The sequence below is a fragment of the Weissella hellenica genome, from assembly GCF_005405545.1.
Taxonomy (GTDB): Bacteria; Bacillota; Bacilli; order Lactobacillales; family Lactobacillaceae; genus Weissella; species Weissella hellenica.
In genome coordinates, this window is sequence record NZ_BJEG01000011.1 from 38,730 (window position 1) to 57,443 (window position 18,714).

Annotated in this window: 14 protein-coding genes; all 14 read right to left on the reverse strand. The window is 37.5% G+C overall.

The features are described 5' to 3' along the window. Nucleotides 1-112 precede the first annotated feature (112 nt). Entirely contained in the window at nt 113-559 is a 447-nt protein-coding gene (dtd, locus tag FFM61_RS06585) for a D-aminoacyl-tRNA deacylase (protein ID WP_074427757.1), read from the reverse strand. Then, nucleotides 559-2,790, reverse strand: coding sequence for a RelA/SpoT family protein (locus tag FFM61_RS06590; RefSeq protein ID WP_074427758.1), 2,232 nt, complete (start codon nt 2,788-2,790; stop codon nt 559-561). Before FFM61_RS06590 ends, dtd begins: the two co-directional genes overlap by 1 nt. Before the next feature lie 145 nt (nt 2,791-2,935). Continuing rightward, nucleotides 2,936-6,307: a DNA polymerase III subunit alpha gene (locus FFM61_RS06595; RefSeq protein WP_074427759.1), complete on the reverse strand. Its 3,372-nt coding sequence runs from the start codon at nt 6,305-6,307 to the stop codon at nt 2,936-2,938. 121 nt (nt 6,308-6,428) lie between these two features. Then, complete coding sequence (locus FFM61_RS06600) at nt 6,429-6,617, reverse strand: YjzD family protein (protein ID WP_074427760.1); 189 nt, start codon at nt 6,615-6,617, stop codon at nt 6,429-6,431. A gap of 97 nt (nt 6,618-6,714) precedes the next feature. Then, nucleotides 6,715-7,212, reverse strand: coding sequence for a dihydrofolate reductase (locus tag FFM61_RS06605; RefSeq protein WP_074427761.1), 498 nt, complete (start codon nt 7,210-7,212; stop codon nt 6,715-6,717). A gap of 1 nt (nt 7,213) precedes the next feature. Next, nucleotides 7,214-9,112 (reverse strand): ABC-F family ATP-binding cassette domain-containing protein, encoded by a 1,899-nt coding sequence (locus FFM61_RS06610; protein ID WP_074427762.1) that lies wholly within the window; start codon nt 9,110-9,112, stop codon nt 7,214-7,216. A gap of 6 nt (nt 9,113-9,118) precedes the next feature. Further along, a complete protein-coding gene (locus FFM61_RS06615) occupies nt 9,119-10,336 on the reverse strand; it encodes a CCA tRNA nucleotidyltransferase (protein ID WP_074427763.1) in 1,218 nt (405 codons plus the stop codon). A 90-nt stretch (nt 10,337-10,426) separates the two neighbouring features. Beyond that, nucleotides 10,427-11,257, reverse strand: coding sequence for an MYG1 family protein (locus FFM61_RS06620; protein ID WP_074427764.1), 831 nt, complete (start codon nt 11,255-11,257; stop codon nt 10,427-10,429). A gap of 229 nt (nt 11,258-11,486) precedes the next feature. Continuing rightward, on the reverse strand, nt 11,487-13,307 hold the full coding sequence (gene glmS, locus FFM61_RS06625; protein WP_074427765.1) for a glutamine--fructose-6-phosphate transaminase (isomerizing): 1,821 nt from the start codon (nt 13,305-13,307) through the stop codon (nt 11,487-11,489). Nucleotides 13,308-13,812: 505 nt separating this feature from the next. Continuing rightward, complete coding sequence (locus tag FFM61_RS06630; RefSeq protein ID WP_074427766.1) at nt 13,813-14,997, reverse strand: ammonium transporter; 1,185 nt, start codon at nt 14,995-14,997, stop codon at nt 13,813-13,815. Nucleotides 14,998-15,186: 189 nt separating this feature from the next. Continuing rightward, entirely contained in the window at nt 15,187-16,299 is a 1,113-nt protein-coding gene (locus tag FFM61_RS06635; RefSeq protein ID WP_074427767.1) for an LCP family protein, read from the reverse strand. Nucleotides 16,300-16,495: 196 nt separating this feature from the next. Then, nucleotides 16,496-17,053, reverse strand: a complete 558-nt coding sequence (gene frr, locus FFM61_RS06640; protein ID WP_074427768.1) for a ribosome recycling factor — start codon at nt 17,051-17,053, stop codon at nt 16,496-16,498. Between the two features lie 4 nt (nt 17,054-17,057). After that, nucleotides 17,058-17,780 (reverse strand): UMP kinase, encoded by a 723-nt coding sequence (gene pyrH / locus FFM61_RS06645; protein WP_074427769.1) that lies wholly within the window; start codon nt 17,778-17,780, stop codon nt 17,058-17,060. A 21-nt stretch (nt 17,781-17,801) separates the two neighbouring features. Then, on the reverse strand, nt 17,802-18,683 hold the full coding sequence (gene tsf / locus FFM61_RS06650) for a translation elongation factor Ts (RefSeq protein ID WP_074427770.1): 882 nt from the start codon (nt 18,681-18,683) through the stop codon (nt 17,802-17,804). Between the last annotated feature and the right edge of the window lie 31 nt (nt 18,684-18,714).

Consider the following 18,714-nt stretch of genomic DNA (forward strand, 5'->3'; position numbering starts at 1 on the left):
TAGTATATAAAGTATTATATCATAGAGCACTTTACAGGCACCTTAAATATACATCAAATACTCCTATTTTTTATGCAAATCGACTAACATTTGATAGTCAAACTGAAACGAATTACTTATTTTCAGTATCAAAGATAATTGTAACTGGTCCATCATTTATTAATTGAACTTGCATATCCGATCCAAATTCTCCTGTGGCAACCATTAAACCAGTATCACGTAATTTCTCGTTGAATAGTTGGTACATTTTATTAGCAAATTCAGGTTGACCAGCCTTCGTAAAACTAGGTCGATTGCCTTTTTTAGTATCTGCATATAACGTAAATTGCGAAACTGACAAAATTTGGCCTGAAATATCGCCAATAGCCAAATTCATTTTGCCAACAGTGTCTTCAAAAACTCTTAATTTTGTAATTTTTCTAACTAAATAATCTAATTCATCTTCCGTATCATTGTCACTAATTGCTACCAATAGTACATAACCAGCACCAATTTGACCGACAATTTTATTCTCGATAGATACATCAGCTGACTTTACTCTCTGTAGAACCACTCTCATTACTTAAATGCTCGCTTTACTTCATATACGTCTTTAATATTACGAATGTTAACCATAATAGATTCTAATTGCGCTAAACTTTTAACCCCGATACTAACTGAAATACGCACATCATTATTATGATCCGTCCGACCATTAACAAAATTAAGGGAACGCGTTGTGTTATTAATTATGCGAATAACGTCATTCAATAATTTATTACGATTAGTTGCCGAGATTTGTAAATCTGCATCATATTCAGTCTTATTGTTTCCTTCAGGATCATCCCAAGTGACATCAACTAAACGATTACCTTGGACGGTCGCTGCCTTAAGATTAGGACACCCTAGCCGATGGACAGAGACACCTCTTCCCTTTGTAACGTAACCGACAACTTCGTCACCAGGAATTGGCGTACAACAGTGGCCCAAACGAACTAACATGTTATCTACACCTTGAATGACGATACGATCTTCACGATGAGTATGTGACTTATTATTTTTGACAGCCCTTTCGATTGTTTGATGTTGCTCTAAAATCGCTTTTTGCTCTACCTCTTGTCGCGCAGCTTCAATTTCAGCACGCTTTTCTTCAGTAAAACGATTGGCTACCCCTTGTGGCTTTATATCACCAAACCCAAGCGAAGCATACATATCATCAACTGCTAGATAATGTAACTTTTCAGCAGCGTGTTCTTCGTTTTCAGGTTGCATAATCTCTTCGACATTGTAACCTTCTTCTTCTAAAGCGGTTGCCAACATCATTTTACCCGCTTCAACGTTATCTTCTCGATCTTGTTTACGAAAATATTGATTAATTTTATTACGAGCACGTCGTGTTGAAACCATCGATAGCCAATCACGGTTAGGTTGTGCGTTTGGTGACGTTAAAATCTCAACGATGTCGCCTGTTTTAATAGGGAAATCCAATGGTACCATGCGGTCATTGACTTTCGCACCAACCGTGTGATTTCCCACATTGGTATGAATCGTATAAGCCATATCTAGCGGACCGGCTGTCTTTGGCATCTCAATCACGTCGCCTTTAGGTGTAAAAACAAAAATACGATCTGTAAATAAGTCTCCCTTAACAGATTCCATAAAGTCATCAGCATCTTGTGCATCGTCTTGCAGTTCTAAAATACCTTGAATCATATTTAATTTTTGTTGATCCGCATTTTGAACGTCCGCACCAGCAAAATTACCTTCTTTATAAGCCCAATGAGCGGCAATACCGAACTCTGCAATTTCATGCATCTGATATGTTCGAATTTGTACCTCTAAGGGGCGTCCGCCTGGTCCAATTACGGAAGTATGCAGTGATTGATACCCATTTGCTTTTGGCAAGGCAATATAATCTTTAAAGCGGCCTGGCATCGGCGTCCAACGAGCATGAATGGCACCTAGAACAGCGTAAGTTTCTGGAATCGTATCAACTAATACACGAATTGCCAATAAATCATAAATTTCTTCAAAACGCTTATTCTTGTCTACCATTTTACGATAAATTGAATAAATATGCTTAGGTCGCCCGTATACGTCAGTATGTTTCAACTTCAAGTCTGTAATAGCATGTTCAATATCATTTACAGCTTGATCAACGATTGCCAAGCGTTCTTGTCGACGTAAATTCATTGATTTAGCAATTTCGTGATATGCTTCAAAATTCAAATAACGTAATGCCATATCTTCTAATTCCCATTTAATCGTCATAATTCCAAGACGATCAGCTAATGGTGCGTAGATTTCCAAAGTTTCAGAAGCAATCCGTTTTTGTTTTTCTTCACGTAAGGCCGAAAGTGTTCGCATATTATGCAAACGATCAGCCAGTTTAACAATAATCACACGTATGTCATGTGACATAGCTAGCAATAACTTACGATGATTTTCAGCGAGCTGCTCACGTGATGATTTATATTTAATTTTTGATAATTTTGAAACACCATCAACAATCACAGCGACATCATGCCCAAATGCATTTTCAACGTCTGCCAATGTTGCGGTTGTATCTTCGACAACATCATGCAAATATCCAGCCACCACTGTATCTGGATCCATATGTAATTCAGCTAAAATACCAGCTACTTGAATGGGATGAACGATATAAGGCTCACCAGACTTCCGCCGTTGTTCTTCATGTAAATGTGCAGCAAATTGATAAGCTTTATCCACTTTTTTGACATGCCCATCATTCATATAGTGTGCCACTAATTCATGCACATCTTGTGCCGTTAACTGTTTTGCTTCTGCCATAAAATCATCCTCTATTTTTAGATTCACGCCGATTGGGATTTAATACCCGCAGCATTGTATCTTTCTACTAATCTGAATAGTTAACCTATTCTAACCCATTCAGCTGGTGTTTGTATTGTATCTTGTTTACTTTTTTCATAATTTATTAAGAATTATGTTTAAAAATCACATTATTCTCACCTAAAACACTCTGAATTGCTTGAACAGTTGCTTGATCATCTGCTAGCCAATAAGTTTCATTTAATGCAATCTTACGACCATCACGTTCAAAAACCATTAGCACTGGATTAGCACCTAAATGTTGTTGAAAAATCGCTGGTAATGTTTCTAATACCCCCGCTTCTTGGGCTGATGTCATGATTCGTAAGTACCATTGACCAGTAGCCTGTGTTTTTTGCAGTTTTAATTGTTTTTTAGCATTTAACAAATCGTCCCCATTAATCACCTGGTTTGCAACCATTTGTATGTCATCACGCCCACGTTGCTGTTCAATTTTACCCGTCACAACTAGCACCTGTTCATTAACTAACAAATGACTAATTTTTTTGAATAAACCCGGGAAAATCGTGATTGACAAATTGCCTGTTAAATCAATACCATCCACGAATGCCATTGCATCACCTTTTTTTGTACGTATCTTTTTAACATTTTGTATATAAACAACAGCCTGTACATGATTCATACCTGCTGTCAAATTAGCAACATCAGTACGTTGTGGTGCAGGTACAACTGCTAAATAAGGTTCGATAGGATGCCCACTAAGATACACACCTAACACATCATGCTCATATGCTAATTTTTCCGTTAATGGAAATTCTGCAACTTCGCGCATCTTAGGTGTTAATGTCGCAAACAAAGACATCGACTCGCCAGCTAATCCAATCGCATCTATATAACCTTGTAGTGACGCTAATATTGTTTTACGATTAACGCCAAAATCATCCAATGCGCCTGCGTATACTAAAGGTTCTAGGTGGCTAACGTTCCTATATTTACTGGGGAGGCGACCAATTAAATTAGCCATATCTTTAAAGCGCCCATTTTCTTGGCGTTCTCCTAGTACTGCTTCTCTGAAATCGCGGCGCAAACCACTAATTGAAGCTAATCCCATTTGCAATTGTCCTTGTTTATTTGTGCTATAACCTTGCCATGATGTATTGATATTGGGACGTAAAATGACAACTTGTCGTAATTTTGCTTCTGAAATATACCGACCAATTTTTTTGCGATCTGCAATAGCATCATTTAAGACTGCTTTATAAAAGGCTGATGGAAAGTGTGCTTTGATGTACGCTAATTGAAAGGCTAATTTTGAATATGCCACCGCATGTGAACGATTAAATCCATATTCAGCAAAAGTTTCAATATAACTAAATACTTGTTGTGCCACCTTTTCGTCATGTGATAAAGCAACTGCGCCATCAACAAATTTTGATTTCATAGCTGCAATCTTTTTATGATCTTTTTTAGACATTGCGCGCCGCAATAAATCGGCCTCTCCCAATGAAAAGCCTGCAAATTTTTCAGCAACCCGCATAACTTGTTCTTGGTACACAATGATGCCATATGTCGGAGCTAAAATATCAGCCATACTTTGATCAGGCACGTCTTGTGCCTCTTTATGATGTTTACGTGCCACGAAATGCGAAATATTTTGCATTGGACCAGGTCTAAACAAAGCATTCGCTGCAACAATATCTTCAAAACTATCAGGGCGCATTTGACGTAAGATATTTTTCATACCGCCCGATTCAAATTGAAACACACCATTAGTTAAACCATTCTGAAATAATTTTAAAGTTTGTTCATCGTCTAACGAAACCGTTGTAATTTTAAAATTTTCATATTCAGGTATTTTTTGAATTTCTCGAATTGCAATATCCAAAATATTCAAATTAGACAGCGCCAAAAAATCCATTTTTAAAAGACCTAACGCCTCGACTGGTCCTTTCGGCAACTGTGTTACAAGACGACCATCTTCACCTAGCTGGACAGGCATATGTTTAACCAAGGGCTCGGCTGACAAAACAACCCCGGCCGCATGTAGCGAGGCATTCCGTGGCAAACCTTCTAGTTTTAACGCTGTTTGATATAACAGTTGCCCATCCACAGGTAAATCCATTAAAGCATTACGAAACGGCAACGATGTTTCATAAGCTGCTTTTAAATTGGGAGTGTCACGCGGTAAAGTTTTTGCCAAACTATCAATTTTACTAGGATTCAAACCAAAAACCCGGGCAACATCACGAATAACGGCTCGTTGTGCCATTGTTGAAAACGTAATAATTTGAGCAATCCGTTCGTGACCATAACGTTGATGCAGATAAGTCAAAATTTCTTCACGTCGATTATCGGGAATATCAATATCGATATCTGGCATTTGCCGACGTTCAGGATTCAAAAAACGTTCAAACAATAAATCATAAGCAATTGGATCAACATCTGTAATCCATAAAGCATAAGCAACTAAAGAACCGGCTGCTGAACCGCGACCCGGGCCAGTCCGAACACTATGTTTGTGTGCATAATTTAAAACATCCCATACAATCAAAAAATAGTCAGCAAACCCTAATTCATTTATAATTTGCAGTTCTTCATTTAGTCGTTGTTCATACGTTGTCGTATCAACATGCATATCATGCAAACGATTTTTTAAACCTTCTTTGGCTAAAACTGCCAAATAATTACCTGATGTTTGTTGTTGTGGCGTTTCAAAGCGAGGTACAGTGACCGCTGATTGTTCCAATTCAAACTGACTATGGGCGGCAATCCAATCCGTATTTTTGACAGCTTGCATGAGGCCAACACTATCATAAGCACTAATCCAATCTTCTTCTTCTCGTAAATAAGCGGTTGCAGGATTTTTTTGCGCTAAACCAATATTAGTGACGATTTCACCCTGCCCCAATTTTTGAATAACTTGAGCGGCAAATTGATCCGATGCATTTGCATAACTGACACTATCGTTTGCAACAATACGTGTCTTAGTTTGCGTGGCAATATTCGTAATTGCCTGTTGTATCTGTGTACTCATTGTTGTTGAAACACCTAAAAACACATTATTTTCATCAACAATATTGGTTAAAGTTTCTACCAATGAGATACCACGATCAGGCTCTGTTCCTAATACCACCGATAGTTCGCCCATACTAGGCAAAATAATGTATAGACCTGCTAAATAATCCGCTAAATAATCCAGCGTAATTTTTTTTGCCTGTGTATTAAGCGTACTACTAATCGTCAAAAGATTATGATAGCCTGCTTGATTTGCCACAATTAAAACAAGTGGATATTCTTGTGAATTTTGCAAACCGACAATCTTAATCGTTAATCCTAAGATAGGTTTAATATTTGCATTTTGTGCTGCTTGATAAAAATCATACATACCATAAAGGACGTTTTCATCAGTCATCGCAACAGCCTGATAACCTTTTTCTTTTGCCGTATTTACTAATTGCTGAGGGGTCATCGGGCTCCGCAACAAACTAAATGCTGTCATGGTTTGCAGTGGTACCATAATAGCCTCCTTTTTATATCACTTGATTCGTGTATTGTAACTTGTTTTTATTATAGCGATTACAAATAAAAAAGACCACTGGCAACAGTGATCTCCTTGTCTTAAAACGATGAGATGAAATTTATTTATCTGCATGTGGTGCAGCAGATTTAGAAATTGCGACATAAGCAATCGTAGCAATCATACCAACAACAACTGCAAACAAAGAAGTTGCTGTTGCATCATAGGTTGTGCTTTCTAGAGCACTACCAATGTAACCAATAATTTCACCTAAAACAAAAGTCCAAAAAAACGTTACAATATACTTCATATCAATACCCCTTAGTGTATTGCCAAAATGTTTTACAAGGTCATTCTACGCTCATTCACCATGTTTGTCACAGAATAATTAATGAATTTTTTGGGTTTTAAAAACGTGTATACTTTACCAAATGCCAAGCGTAATCATTATCATCGTCAGCTGAACCTTCATCAATAATCTCAGCTTGCCAAATCGTTTGATCAACCGGTGGCATTTTAACATCCCCCGTAAAATCCGTTTGCAAATAAGTGACATATAGCGTATCAGCAATCGCTAAAAAGCTATCATAAATTGCCTTACCGCCAATAACTTGTAACTTTAGATTTTTACTATCCGCAAGTTGGTCTGCTTCTTTGAGAGAGTAAACTTTTTGAAATCCCTCAGGTACGACTAACCCCTCATCGTGTGTCAAAACAACATTTAAGCGATTAGGCAAGGGACGCCCATGTAAACTTTTCATCGTATTACGACCCATCAACGCCATTTCATGAATTGTTGCTTGTTTAAAAAAACGTAAATCAGCTTTTTGACGCCATGGCACTTGCCCATTTAACGCAATTGTACCATCAAGTGTTTGCGCCCAAATTAAATTTTTTTCAGCCATATTATGCCCCACCTTCTATACGTTCAGACAATTCTTCCCAACGTAACATTTTATTTTCTAGCGCTTCATTAGTCTCATCAAGTTGCTTTTGTAAGTCACCTAATTTTGTGAAATCGTCCCCTTGAGTTGTCATATCAACTTCAATTTCACTAATTTTAGTTTCCAATGCTGCCATTTCGTCTTCAATGGTTTCCCATTCTTTTTGTTCTGACCACGTTAGTTTTTTCTTCTTAGGTGCTGGTGCTTTAGTTGTCGTTGGCACAACTGATACTGGCTTAGTATCTTTTTGAACCAGCGTTGGTACACCATAATCAGTCAAATAATCACTAAAACGACCATTGTAACTGGTAACAGCACCTTCACCTTTGAATATCCAAAGTTTATCTGCAACTTTATCCAAGAAATATCGGTCATGGGAAACAGTAATCACTGTACCTGTGAATGTTTGCAAATAATCTTCTAAAACAGTTAGTGTCCCAATATCCAAGTCATTAGTTGGTTCATCTAATAGCAAAACATTTGGCTGTTGAATTAATAATTTTAATAGATACAAACGCCGTTTTTCACCACCTGATAGCTGACGAATTAATGTACCATGCATGAATGGTGGAAACAAAAATTGTTCTAATAATTCAGCAGCTGATACATGATTACCATCCCGATCAATCACTTCTTCAGCAACCTCACTCAAATAGGCAATCACACGTTTATCATCTGGAATCGGTTCAGTAATTTGCGTATAGTACGCCATCTTAACTGTCTCCCCAATTTCAACAACGCCTGTATCTAATTGTTGCTGTTTTGCAATCACATTTAACAAAGTTGACTTACCTGATCCATTAGGTCCGGTAATACCAATCCGCTCATTTCCTTGCACCAACGCACTGAAATTATCTAAAATTTTGAGCTGATCAAATGCTAGACTAGCATTTTGAATATTGATAACTTTCTTACCTAAACGTGTTTGTCCTAAATTAACTGCCACATCTTCTTCAACCTGACGCGTGCCTTGTTGTGCGGCTAAGTCAGCAAAGGCATTTTCTCGTGCTTTTTGCTTAGTTGAACGAGCTTTAGCACCTGCATGCATCCAAGCTAATTCTTTTTTATATAGTTGCGCTGACTTGTGCTCAGCGATTGCTTCAGATGCGACTCGTTCAGCTTTAGCTGTCACATATTTTTCATAATTACCGTGGTATTCATATAATTTTCCAAATGATAACTCAAAAATTCGATTCGTCACCTTGTCTAGGAAATAACGATCGTGCGTTACGGTCATAACAGCACCCTTGTAACTAGCAAGATATTTTTCCAACCATGCAATTGAGTCAAAATCTAAATGATTAGTTGGCTCGTCTAATAACAATAAATCTGGTGCTTGAATAAGTACTTGGGCTAAACCGACACGTTTACGTTGTCCACCAGACAATGATGAAATTGGTAGGTCTAGATTCGGTAAATGTAATTGCGACAAGATATTTTTCACTTCAGATTCAGCTAACCAAGCGTCTTGTTGCGTCATTTGTTGTTCAAGTGTTGTATACCGTGCCAATAATTTATCATCAGTTGGATTTTGCGAATACGCACCCAAAGCCGCTTGATAATCACGAATTAATTGGAACACTGGTTGCGCACCACTAAAAACGGCGTCTAATACTTTTTTATCTTCATCCAAAGATGGCTCTTGCTGTAGATAACCAATCGTATAATCATTTGGTGTTTCAATAGTCCCTGCATCAGCTGGCATAATGGCAGAAACGGCATTAAGCAAGGTTGTTTTACCAGTACCATTGACACCAACAATCCCAACTCGGTCACCTGTTTCAATTAAAAACGATACTTGATCCAGTAACGTTTTTTCACCATAAACACTGTGCAGATTTACTGCCCGTAATTGTTTCATTGTAAGTTATTTCTTCTCTTTCTGTACAAATTCGACAGCCGCCCGTAATAACATTTCTTTGTCATTAGATACTTGTCCCATCACGACTTGATACTCTAAATTAGCTAAAATTTCTCCAAATAACGGTCCGGGGGCTAACTGTAGTTCTTTAACTAATTCACCACCATTAATTGCTAATGCTTTTTTATCTTTAATGGAAAGTGCTTGATAACGTTCCTCTAACCTGTCGACATCAACATTTAGCTCACTAAGTCTAATGGCTGCTAAAGTTGTTGTGATAGCTGATTTAGTTTGATAGAGTTGCCAATCGTCAACATCTTTAGATCGCAAATCGTTCATAACTGACACAGATGCTTTAGCAATTTGAATCATGTCATTTGGCTGCTTCCAAGCTTTTAAAAATTGACCAGTTGTTTGTGGATTTAGGCCTAATTCAAACGCCAACAATGTCCAAGCTTGGTTATCAGTCGTGGGTTGTCCTTGTTGTAACAAAAGTGCCAAGGCTGCTAAATCACGATCACTATTGCCAAGCATTGGCATATAATTGTTCAATCTACTTTTTATAAGTTCAACCAACCCATAGCTTGCTGCCGTACCCTGCATAAGTTTTGTAAACTCAATATTAATCCGTTCAATCGCAATATTAGCTAACAAAGCTGCATTAGCAGAAATAGCCTCTAACGTTTCCTCATCAATTTTAAAATCTAATTGTGCTGCGAAACGAACCGCACGCATCATCCTTAAAGCATCTTCATGAAAGCGTTCTTCAGCTTTTCCAACGGCTCGTAACACCCTTTCGTTCAAATCTGAAAGGCCGCCAAATAAATCAATAACTTCACCCGTTTTTGTCAAAGCTAAAGCATTCACAGTAAAATCACGCCGTTTTAAATCTTCTGCCAGGGACCGCACAAAAGTCACTTCATCTGGGCGCCTAAAATCTGTATAGGTTGATTCTGTTCTAAAAGTTGTTGTCTCATATCCTGTACCATGATCTAAAATCATCACCGTACCGTGATCAATACCCGTATCTACCGTTCGTTGAAAAATACGCTTAATTTCTTCAGGATAAGCCGAAGTGGCAATATCAACATCATGAATTGGTTTATTTAATAGTGTATCTCGTACTGAGCCACCGACAAAATATGCTTCATACCCAGCAGCTTCAATTGTTTCCAAAATTGGTAACGCATCCGTAAACTCTGTTGGCATTGTGTTAATTTTCATATTTAGCCTCCTCAATTTTTCCTATATTAAGTATAACAGACCAACCTCTATAAAAAGGCATCAGTTTCAGATTAATTAATGAATATTCATTTATAATAAACTGTTGTCAATTAGCGATTTTGCTAATGATAACGCATGTTCTTGTGTGTCTACTACCCCCATAAAGCCCGTTCGATGAATAAATATAATCCATGGCTTATTAATTTGTGGTAATGGTTGCTTAACTTGGAAACTACCATGGCTTACTGGAACACCTTGAATCATCCAGTTACCATCCTTTCTAGGCATCACAACAAAACGACATTTATCAAAATGTTCTACATAATCTTTCCATGTCCCAACAACTGGTAATAACAATAATTCATCAGATATAAAAGTCGCATGTTCAATAACCTCTTTTTCGGCAATTAATTTTGCAACGGTTTTATAAATATGGTTTTCTAATACACCTTTTGCAAACGCAATAGCGCTTTTAAAACTTTCTAAATCATGATCTTCATCATAAAAATCATTGATAGCATCCGAAATCGTAAATGCAGGACTTTGATAAGTTGTAACCCCGTTATCCAAGGCATCGATGCCAATAATAAAACTTTTTTCCACATGTGCTTTTGTTTTCACAATTAAATCTGAGGTAATGGTTGGCATCGTTGTTTTTAAATATGTCTCACCAAATTTTTGCCAAATCAACCCAAAGGCTGCCATTGGGACACCATTTTCATGTTGTCTTTGGTCGTCAATACCGTGGTGGTCAAATTCACCACCACCAACATCATATACAAAATTATTTTCATCATCTGTTATCTTTTCATCGCGTGTACGGATAAGTGATAATTCAGGAAACAGTTGTGTCAAAATAACACTTGCAAAGACATCATCGGCATGAAACTTGCCGTTGTGTGTCACTAATTGTTGATACATTTTTACTTAGCCTCCAAATTACTTATAACCTTTATTTTCTATTTTACACGTGATTGCATGATAAAAAAATAGCACGACAACAAAAGGTACTTTGAAACAAAACGGCATTCATTGGTAATTATTAACTACCCAAACGATGCCTATATTAAAAAATAGCAAATTACCAATAAATTAGTAATTTGCTATTTTGCAAGATAAGAACACTTATTGTGTTCTGACCTCATTATTTTTACTGAACCGTAACTGACTTTGCTAAGTTACGTGGGTGATCGACATCTAAGCCACGACCAAGTGACGTATAATAAGCCAACAATTGTGCTGGTACAACACTTACTAATGGCGTCAATAACTCATTAATATCTGGTAATACCAAATCATCTTCTGGTTTAGCGATAGCCTTAGTAACAATCGTAAAGGTCTTTGAACCACGTGCTTGTGTTTCAGCCAAATTACCACGTACTAATCCTGCTAAACTTGGTTGTGTCATGATGGCGATAACGGGCGTATCTTGTTCAATTAATGCCAAAGTCCCATGCTTTAATTCACCAGCTGCAAAACCTTCTGTTTGAACATATGATACTTCCTTCAATTTCAAAGCATCTTCAAGAACTACTGCAGAGTCCACACCACGACCAATGTAAAAGGCATTTTGTGACGGCACTAGCATATCATTAGCAACTTTTTGTAACGTTTCTTTATCATCAATGATTCCTTGAATAGTAACAGCAATCTTTGATAATTCTTGTTCTAAATCAAGACCTAATTGCTTGCGGTCTGCTAAAGCGTACGCCAAAATAACTTGTAATGTAATTTGGGCAACATAAGCTTTTGTTGAAGCAACGGCAATTTCAGGACCTGCAATCAATGGTAAAGCATATGTTGCTTCACGCCATAACGTTGACTTTTCAACATTAGTTAATGTTAATGACTTAAAACCTAACTCATTAATATTTTGAAGTACTTCACGAGAATCAGCTGTTTCCCCTGATTGTGATAGGAAGATAAAGAATGGATTTTCTGCTAACAATGGTTGATCATGAGCAAATTCTGATGAAACATGGACTTCAGTTGGAATACCCGCCCAACGTTCAAACATACGTGCACCAACTAAACCAGCATTATATGATGTACCAGCAGCAATGATGTACAAACGATCAGCAGCTTTGATATCATTGATAATTCCTTCACCAATTTGAGGTTCATCATTTTGTGGCAAATAACGTGAAATAAGATGGCGTAAAACAATTGGTTGCTCATCAATTTCTTTTAACATGTAGAACGGATAAGTGCCCTTGTCTGTTTCAGTTGCATCAATATCCAAGTGGAAAATATCACGGGTCACTGGTGTACCAGTTTGATCAAATAATTGTATATTATCTGGATCAACAATCGCAATTTCACCATCATGCAGTTCAATAAAGTCATGTGTTTGATCCAGCATAGCAACTGCATCAGATGTTACCACATTAAAATCTGCGCCAACTCCGATCAATAATGGGGACTTTTGCTTAGCAACGTACATGCGTTCAGGCTCTTCGCGATCCATTAATAAGAAACCATATGCTGAATTTTCATCCATCAAACCAATTAATTTCTTTAATGCATCAATTGTGGTGGCCCTTTCTTTAACAAATTTATCAATCATTTGAACAGCTACTTCAGTATCAGTATCTGATTCAAAGTGCACGCCTGATAAATAAGCTTGCTTTAACTCAGCATAGTTTTCAATCACACCATTATGAACAAGGTAGAAGCGACCGTCACCCGACATGTGTGGATGAGCATTATCAACTGATGGCACACCATGAGTTGCCCAACGCGTATGTGCAATTCCTGCAGATCCTTTAACATCCTTTGAAGACACAAGCTTTGCTAATTCTGAAACACGACCGTTTTCTTTAACTAGTTGATCAGTTCCTGTCGTTTCATCAGAAACATACAACCCTGCAGAATCGTAGCCACGATATTCTAATTTTTGTAGCCCCTTCAATAAAACAGGTGCTGATTGATAATTGTTACTACCAGTAAATCCAACGATTCCACAAAACATATTTTTCTCCTTAAAAACTAAAGCCCAAATGGTATAGTATTTTTTTTGATTATTTTTAATTTTTTTATATCACAAACACTATTATTACGCGTTAGTGTTTACTGGTCAACAGATTAACACGAATATATAACTACTTTGGTATAAATTGGTATAGCTTCAACAATAGTATCAAAAATAACAATATTTTGATTGCAAAGAAAAAGAGTTAGCTCAAAATGGGGCTAACTCTAAAAATACTAAGCTCATTGACCAATAGTGACCAGAGCTGTTTATAATCATCGCTTAACTGTGAGCATTTGAATGCTTACAATCATTGTGGTGGCGCTTAACATCCATGCTTTTATATGCACGAACAGCGCGACCAACTTTTTTATTCAACATATTCATTCCAAACATCGGATTGCCCCCTTATATATATTTATTCAAAATGTAAAGTTTTCCTTTACATAACTGTAATATTAACCGTTGATATATACTAACGCACTTACCTTAAATTGTCAATAAATTATATGTTAATTTCTCCATGTAAATCATAGTCTAGACCTTTTTCTTCAATCGCTTCATCTACACGTAATGGCGTCACTAACTCAACTAATTTTGCGATGATAATTGTCATTATTGCAGCCAATAAGATGGTAATCACCATCGCACCAATCTGTGTACCTAGCAATTGCCAACTAACTGATTGTCCTGTTAATGATTTTGATGCAAATAATCCTGTTAAAATACCACCCATAACACCACCAATACCGTGTAATCCAAATGCATCAAGCGTATCATCATAGCCCAATCGATTCTTTAGAACGTTGGTTGCAAAGTAAGCACCCACGGCAACGATAATCCCTATTCCCATCGCACTAGCGGGTTGAACAAATCCTGCTCCAGGTGTAATCGCCACTAAACCAGCAACACCACCTGACATTGCACCTGAAACACGCACCCGTTTGAAGATAACCATATCCATGATAACCCAAGTCAACATTGCGAATGCAGCTGCAATACTTGTATTTGTAAAGGCAATTATTGCAACGCCATCAGCAGCTAATGCTGATCCGGCATTAAAACCAAACCAACCAAACCATAACAAACCACCACCGACAACCGTTGCAATTAAGTTAGTTTCGTTTAGAAACTGTACTTTACGTCTTTTACCAATCAACAATGCCAATACCAATCCAGAAACTCCTGATGAAATATGTACAACATCACCACCAGCAAAGTCTAACGCACCATGAGAAGCTATAATACCATCACCCCAAACCATGTGCGCTAATGGAACATATACTAACAACATCCATGCCAACAAAAAGAGAATGAAAGCTTTAAAATTCATACGGCCAACCACAGATCCTGCAATAATAGCCATGGTAATCATCGGAAACATCCCTTGAAATAAAGCGAACAGTCCATCTGGAATGCTCAATCCTCTGGTGCTCTTAGTCATCGAAACATTATGCAAAAAAGCAGCGTCTAAATTACCAATAATTGGTCCTGAACCACTAAATGTTAAGGAATAACCAACCGTGAACCACACAACACCTCCGACAGCAACTGCAATCATAACCATAGCCAATGTATTAACGGTTGTTTTTGTTTGCGATAAACCGCCATAAAATAAAGCTAATCCCGGAACCATTAACCAAACTAACCCTGCACTAATTAATATCCATGCAATATCCGCACCATTCATTACCCACACCTACGCTTTCTTAAATATCTTAACATCAGTATAAGCATCTAAATAAAAATCGTAATGAAATGTGTTAGCAATTGTGACATCTAATGGTATAGACTATTTATATTTTCAATGTTTAAACCCATTAAAATAGCCGAAGCTATCTAAATTAGATACCTTCGGCAAAATTACAATCATCATTTATTAATTTGTTGGGACACCAATTGTATTCAATGTAGCAGTTGAAACATCTCCACCATATAATGATCCCGTTTGTGCTTGCTTAAGTCCTAGCGACTGACGCAAAACATTGGTAGCACGTTGTTGTTCATCACTTGAAACAACTTCAGTTGAGCCTGAAGATAGACTATAACCATCACCTTGAATATGATCATTTTTAACGTTATCTGCAGCACCTGCATACTTGCGAACCATAGTTATCATATCACCATATGACAAATCAGTTTGCATTGACGACGTAATTGAATTCAAGAAACCTGAATCCAATAATTTAGTTGGGTTATTTTCAGCTGCTTTAATAATACCTTGTAATACCAAGCGTTGCCGATTTTGACGACCATAATCACCTTGTGGATCATCATAACGCATACGTGAGAATGCTAGGGCTGCTTCACCCGTCATACTTGTATAAGTCTTCCCATTATGGGTATAAGTACTTGAGCCTTGTGTAAAGCTATACAAATTACCACCAGTTGCATGTGCTGTATCAGGATTAAAATCAAATGTTAACGGTGAATTGACCTTAACGCCACCAACTTTATCAACTACTTTTTCCATACCACCCATGTTAACCAAGGCATAGTAATCAATGGGCACGTTTAACCATTTTTGAACCGTCTTAATCGTTGATTCAGCTGAACCATATGAATAAGCTGCATTTATTTTTTGTGGGAACGTATCTTCATGACCAACAATTGAAACCAAGGTATCACGAGGGATTGACATAATAGTTGTCTTGTCCTTCTTTGGATTAATCGTTACCAACATAATTGAATCAGTACGTCCTTTGTAGTGTCGATTTAATTCACCCGTATCAGTCCCTAACAATAAAATTGAAATTGGCCGACCCGATTTCATAACACTTGAAACATCACGCGCCTTTTTCATTGTTGGTTCTACATATGATTTATCGATTGCACCTTTAGTTTGCATATAAGCATACCCAAATAATCCAGCGACTATCAAAATCACCAATAATATTAAACTTAAAATAGTATTGCGTATTTTATGTGATTTTTTAGGGCTTTTCTTCTTATCACTGCGATTACTGCGTGATACTTGTTGCTCGTCATTCATGAGCTTTTCCTCCTAATATAGTGATTACCATTACCTATCTTGCTGTTAAAAACAAGCATGACAGTATGTATGATAATTAATGCCTATAAAACATTATACACAAATAAGTTCATAAATAGCTGCTAAAATTATTAAGATAAAAAAAAAGAATTGAAAACCTATACAGTCCCCAATTCTCGTTGAATAATTAACGAGCTTAAATCGTTAATAATTCTTTTTCTTTTTCAGCAGCAATTGCGTCAACATTCTTAATGGCTTCATCTGTCGCCTTTTGAATGTCATCCTCAATACCATGCGCTTCATCTTCAGATAAGTCATTGTTCTTTAAAGCCTTTTTAGCTTCATCCATCGCATCACGACGGACGTTACGAACAGCAACCTTAGCACTTTCTGCTTCACCTTTAACTTCTTTAGCTAAATCTTTACGTGTCTCTTCTGTCAACGCTGGAATAACCAAACGAATAACTGAGCCATCATTAGCTGGTGTTAACCCTAAATCAGATGCAAAAATAGCTTGTTCAATACCTTTAAGAGCTGTCTTATCAAAAGGCGTAATCAATAAAACTCGTGCCTCTGGCACAGTAACTGATGCCAACTGATTTAAAGGTGTTTGTGCCCCATAATATTCTGCAGTAACACTACGCAAAATTGATGGATTGGCAACACCGGCACGAATATTTCCTAATTCACGCTGTAAAGCATCACCTGCTTTACTCATGCGTGTCTTTGCTGATTCAACAATTGCATTGGCCATAATACTAATTTACCTCCACGGTTGTTCCAATATTTTCACCCAAGGCAACACGTTTAATGTTACCCGTTGTATTCATATTAAAAATTACCAAATTGATATCATTATCCATAGATAGTGTTGAAGCGGTTGAATCCATAACCTTCAAACCTTTATCAATAATGTCTTTATGTGTTAACTTTTCAAACATTGTTGCATCAGGATTCTTACGAGGATCGTCGCTGTAAACACCATCAACACCGTTTTTAGCCATTAGAATAGCTTCAGCATTAATTTCAGCTGCACGCAAAGCAGCAGTAGTATCAGTTGAAAAATATGGTGAACCTGTACCTGCACCGAAAATAACAACGCGTCCCTTTTCTAAGTGACGCACTGCCTTACGGCGAACGTATGGTTCAGCAACTTGACGCATTTCAATAGCAGTTTGTACGCGTGTTGGAACATCGTGTGATTCAAGTGCATCTTGCAATGCTAGTGCATTCATAGTAGTACCCAGCATACCTACATAATCAGCTTGTGCACGTTCCATACCTAATTTGGCACCAGCTTCACCACGCCATAAATTACCACCGCCAACAACGATTGCAATTTCAACACCTAGTTCATAAACTTCCTTGATTTCCGCTGCGATATTGTTAACAGTTTCTGGATTAATACCATAACCACGTTCACCAGATAATGCTTCACCTGATAATTTTAACAATACTCGTTTGTACTTTACATCTGCCATTCTTTAATTGCCTCGGCCTTCTTATTCACCCATTTGTGCTGCAACTTCAGCAGCAAAGTCGTTTTCAGCCTTTTCGATTCCTTCACCCACTTCATAACGAACGAATGAAACAATCTTGCTGTTATTGTTTTCAACATACTTTGCAACAGTTTCTTTACCGTCACCCTTAACAAATGGTTGGTCAACTAGTGCAATTTCAGCCAAGAACTTGTGCAAACGTCCTTCAACCATCTTTTCCTTGATGTTGTCAGGCTTTCCTGCCAAATCTTCTGACTTCATTTGAACGTCCTTCTCATGAGCCAAAACTTCAGCTGGCACTTCTTCACCTGAAACATACTTAGGTGCAATAGCTGCAACGTGCATTGCAACGTCCTTTGCAACTACTTCATCAGAACCATCTACCAAAACAAGTGATGAAATACGACCACCCATGTGTGAGTAAGTTCCGAATACTTGTCCTTCTGTCTTTTCAATAACAGCAAAACGACGTAGTGTAATCTTTTCACCAGTAATTTGAGTTGTATGAACAATCATGTCATTCAAAGTTTCATTTTCAGCCACTTTTAGTACCAAAGCTTCTTCAACATTAGCTGGTGCATATTCAACAACTGCATTTGCAACTGCATGTAGCAATTCGTTAAATTCTGCATTACCAGCAACGAAATCAGTTTGTGAATTCAATTCGATGATAGCAGCTTTGTTATCCTTTGAAACAACGTAAGTCATTCCTTCTGCAGCAACAGCGCCAGCCTTCTTAGCGGCTTTTGCCATTCCCTTTTCACGCAAAGCATCAATAGCCTTGTCCATGTCACCTTCAGTTTGAACCAATGCCTTCTTGGCATCCATCATACCAACACCGGTCTTCTCACGTAATTCTTTAACTTGTGAAGCAGTAATAGCCATTTTTATGGTCTCCTTGTATATGCTAAATCTT

Coding starts and splice junctions, on each gene's coding strand:
- dtd (WP_074427757.1), bottom strand. CDS start 559: ATGAGAGTGGTTCTACAGAGAGTAAAGTCAGCTGATGTATCTATCGAG.
- FFM61_RS06590 (WP_074427758.1), bottom strand. CDS start 2,790: ATGGCAGAAGCAAAACAGTTAACGGCACAAGATGTGCATGAATTAGTG.
- FFM61_RS06595 (WP_074427759.1), bottom strand. CDS start 6,307: ATGGTACCACTGCAAACCATGACAGCATTTAGTTTGTTGCGGAGCCCG.
- FFM61_RS06600 (WP_074427760.1), bottom strand. CDS start 6,617: ATGAAGTATATTGTAACGTTTTTTTGGACTTTTGTTTTAGGTGAAATT.
- FFM61_RS06605 (WP_074427761.1), bottom strand. CDS start 7,212: ATGGCTGAAAAAAATTTAATTTGGGCGCAAACACTTGATGGTACAATT.
- FFM61_RS06610 (WP_074427762.1), bottom strand. CDS start 9,112: ATGAAACAATTACGGGCAGTAAATCTGCACAGTGTTTATGGTGAAAAA.
- FFM61_RS06615 (WP_074427763.1), bottom strand. CDS start 10,336: ATGAAAATTAACACAATGCCAACAGAGTTTACGGATGCGTTACCAATT.
- FFM61_RS06620 (WP_074427764.1), bottom strand. CDS start 11,257: ATGTATCAACAATTAGTGACACACAACGGCAAGTTTCATGCCGATGAT.
- glmS (WP_074427765.1), bottom strand. CDS start 13,307: ATGTTTTGTGGAATCGTTGGATTTACTGGTAGTAACAATTATCAATCA.
- FFM61_RS06630 (WP_074427766.1), bottom strand. CDS start 14,997: ATGAATGGTGCGGATATTGCATGGATATTAATTAGTGCAGGGTTAGTT.
- FFM61_RS06635 (WP_074427767.1), bottom strand. CDS start 16,299: ATGAATGACGAGCAACAAGTATCACGCAGTAATCGCAGTGATAAGAAG.
- frr (WP_074427768.1), bottom strand. CDS start 17,053: ATGGCCAATGCAATTGTTGAATCAGCAAAGACACGCATGAGTAAAGCA.
- pyrH (WP_074427769.1), bottom strand. CDS start 17,780: ATGGCAGATGTAAAGTACAAACGAGTATTGTTAAAATTATCAGGTGAA.
- tsf (WP_074427770.1), bottom strand. CDS start 18,683: ATGGCTATTACTGCTTCACAAGTTAAAGAATTACGTGAGAAGACCGGT.